At 49.9% G+C, this 3,314-nt stretch carries 2 protein-coding genes; one reads left to right on the top strand and one right to left on the bottom strand.

Annotated elements, in window-relative coordinates; translation table 11 throughout:
- Positions 1-132 precede the first annotated feature (132 nt).
- The gene (locus QZ147_RS08780) at positions 133-1,566 is read left to right on the top strand and encodes an acetyl-CoA carboxylase subunit A (RefSeq protein WP_295149428.1); all 1,434 of its coding nucleotides are present in this window, start codon (positions 133-135) and stop codon (positions 1,564-1,566) included.
- 150 nt (positions 1,567-1,716) lie between these two features.
- Here QZ147_RS08780 and QZ147_RS08775 read toward each other — a convergent pair whose 3' ends face one another.
- Positions 1,717-2,670: a DUF4299 family protein gene (locus tag QZ147_RS08775; protein WP_295149424.1), complete on the bottom strand. Its 954-nt coding sequence runs from the start codon at positions 2,668-2,670 to the stop codon at positions 1,717-1,719.
- Positions 2,671-3,314: the final 644 nt, after the last annotated feature.

The following is a 3,314-nucleotide window of genomic DNA, read 5'->3' as shown; positions in this document are numbered from 1 at the left end:
CGTTTGCGTAAATTACCAAAACGCCGCTCTCGCCGATCTTTTGCTTTAACTCGCGAATTTTAGTTGCGTTTTAGCTAGTCCTTAAAATTTTAGTAATATGATTTCGTAAAATTAGGCTAAAAAGGATTTTTCATGATTCGTAAAATTTTGATCGCAAATCGCGGCGAGATCGCCGTCAGGATCGTGCGCGCGTGCCGCGACTTGCACGTGCAAAGCGCGGCTATTTACACGGCGCCGGACGTCAGCTGCCTGCACGTAAAAATAGCCGACGAGGCCTATAAAGTAAGCGACGATCCGCTAAAAGGCTACCTAGACGCTAAAACGATCGTGCAAACCGCGCTTGAATGCGGCGCGGACGCGATACATCCGGGTTACGGATTTTTGAGCGAAAACTACGAATTCGCTAAAATGGTCGAAGACGCGGGACTGATTTTCATCGGTCCGAAAGCCGACGTTATCCGTAAAATGGGCGATAAAAACATCGCGCGCTACTTAATGCGCCGTAACGGTATACCGATAGTGCCGGGCACCGAAAAGCTAAACGACGATACGATGGAGCAGATCAAAGAACACGCGCGTAGGATCGGTTATCCCGTTATATTAAAAGCTAGCGGCGGCGGCGGCGGACGCGGTATCCGCGAGGTGTGGAAGGAAGAGGATATGCAAAGCGCGTTTGAGTCCTGCACGCGCGAGGCGAAGACCTATTTTAACAACGACGAGGTCTTTATGGAAAAACTCGTCGTAAACCCGCGCCATATAGAGTTTCAAATTTTAGGCGATAACTACGGCAACATAATCCACCTGTGCGAGCGAGACTGCTCTATCCAGCGTAGACACCAAAAGATCATAGAGATAGCGCCGTGCCCGTCTATTAGCGAAAATTTACGCAAAGTCATGGGCGTGACGGCGGTAGCGGCGGCTAAGGCGGTAGGCTACTCAAACGTCGGTACGATCGAGTTCTTGCTCGATGATTACAACAACTTTTATTTTATGGAGATGAACACCCGCATCCAAGTCGAGCACGGCGTGACCGAGGAGATCACGGGCGTGGATTTAGTCGTGCGCCAGATCCGCATCGCTTCGGGCGAAATTTTGGAGTTAGAGCAAAGCGATATTCGCCCGCAAGGCTACGCGATCGAGGCGCGCATTACCGCCGAAAACGTCTGGCAAAATTTTACGCCGAGCCCCGGCACGATAACGGGTTATTATCCCGCGCTCGGTCCTAGCGTGCGCGTAGATAGCCACGCGTACAAGGACTACTCGATTCCGCCTTTTTACGACTCGCTGATCGCAAAGCTCATCGTAAAATCCACCGACTACGATCTGGCCGTAAATAAGCTCGAACGCGCGCTGGAAGAATTTACCATCGAGGGCGTGCGCACGATCATTCCGTTTTTGCTGGCTATTAGCCAAAGCCGCGAATTTAGGCGGGGATTTTTCGATACTAGCTACGTCGAGAAAAATTTAAGCGCGATCCTTGAAAATACGCGCGACGATATGAATCCGCAGGAAAATTTGCGCGCCGTGATCGAAGAGGCCATAAAGAGATACCGAAAAAAAAGGTAGGCAAAACCTGGCGCGCGGGTTTATCCGGCGCCTAAAATCGGGGCTAGAATTTAAGCCCATTTCAAGTACGCGAGGAATTTAAAGAGCTATAAACCGTATGGCGGTAGAATCCGTAGAGGCTTATTTAACGGGTAGATTTTGATAAATAACTCACTCCGCCAGCGCCCTTAATCGCTCGTAGTCTAGTCCCTCCACCAAAATATAACTAGCATCGATAAAGCGGTAGCTCTCGCGCGGCAAACGCGAGATAAACTCTGAGTAATCTAGCTCGGCTAGCACGCGGTAGCGGGAGGCCTCGTCACCATCATCGCTCTCGTTGCCGCCGTCGCATTCTTCGCCGCCTACTAGCGTAATTTCCCAGCGCGAGACGTCTTTTGGCTTAACAAAGTCCAAATTTTGCCACTCCACTAAAGGCTCGTAAGGCAAAATAGTCGGCACGCCCTGCGTAAGCGCGTACGAGCCGATGATCTCGCCTTCGCCGTTTGCGCGGTAAAAGCGCTGGTTTGCGCCGTAAGCGTCAAGGTATTGCACCTCGGTTAGGCGCTCGCTAAACTCCTTTGCGGGGCTTTGCGCGGCTAAAATTTCATCTATGATCGCGCGATTTAGGGCAAAAGGCCTAACGACGCCGTAGCAGTGATTTACGGTCGCGCCGCCCTCCAAATGCCCTTTTATCGCCCGCAAACCCGAGTTTATATCGCGCTCGTAGTCAAATTTTTCTATCGTTTCTCGCGTATAAATTTTTCCGTCCTCGCCCTTGATGTCGCTTCCTAGTCTTTGCGATAAAATTTGCAGATACGAGATAGCTAAAACCCAGTCAAATACCGTCGCGGGCGTATTTACGCGCACTTTGTAGCTTTTCGTATCAGTGTCGTAGCTAAGCTCAAATCCCCGCCCGCTCTTGCCCCAAATGCCCAAAACTATGCCCTCGCATTCGCCTAAAAGCGAGCCTAAAAACGCCTCTTTATCAAAATTTTTGGCATTCTCATCTATGCCAAACACCGCCAAATCCGGTATCAGCTCCGTAGCCTTGCCTATGCTCATTACGCCAAAATATCCCAAAAATAGTGGCCGCTTTTTATTTTTGACGCGAAATTCTACGCTCATCGTTTCTCCTTTAAACCGCGATTATGGCAGATGCTGGACAAAATATAGAAAGCAAAAGCCGGCGCGAAATTTGCGGCAAGAGGCGGCCGCCCAGCATAATTTATCAAAAGCCGCAAGGCAGATAGTCCACTCGCCGAGCCTAGACCGCCTCATCAAAAGCCGAGGTCGCGGTATAAGCAACGTAAAATTTGGCGCAAATAAGGCCTTTGCTTACGGAGCTAAAATTCGCGCTCTTTTAAAGACGCCCCCCTATGCAAGCCGCCGTATAAAACGCCTTTAATCCGCCGTGCACGCTTACCGTGTCGCGCTTACGGTAGCAAAGCCGTATTTTTTGCATGAAATAGGAAAATTACCTTGCAGGCGCGGGCCGGCTCTCTTGCCGCGGCGAAATAAAACCAAAGGCGACGCGAAATCTAAAAATCGCTTCGCTAAATTTTGCAAGGCAAGGTAAAATTTAGCGTCGCAGGCCATTAGCCGCAAGCAAAAAATATTAGGCGAAAAAATCTAAGCAAGGGCAAGACGCGCCGCCTAGCAGCTTTGCTTATCGCCTAGCTCGCACGCCTTTTTTCGCATTTGCTTTGCTTTTTTTGCGTCTTTTTTTACTTGCTCGTATCTGTTTTCGTTGAAATTTCCCTCATACAGCC

This window comes from uncultured Campylobacter sp. (assembly GCF_905371695.1).
GTDB lineage: Bacteria > Campylobacterota > Campylobacteria > Campylobacterales > Campylobacteraceae > Campylobacter_A.
The sequence above is the reverse complement of the archived record's forward strand: the minus strand, read 5'-3'. Positions and strand labels throughout refer to the sequence as shown.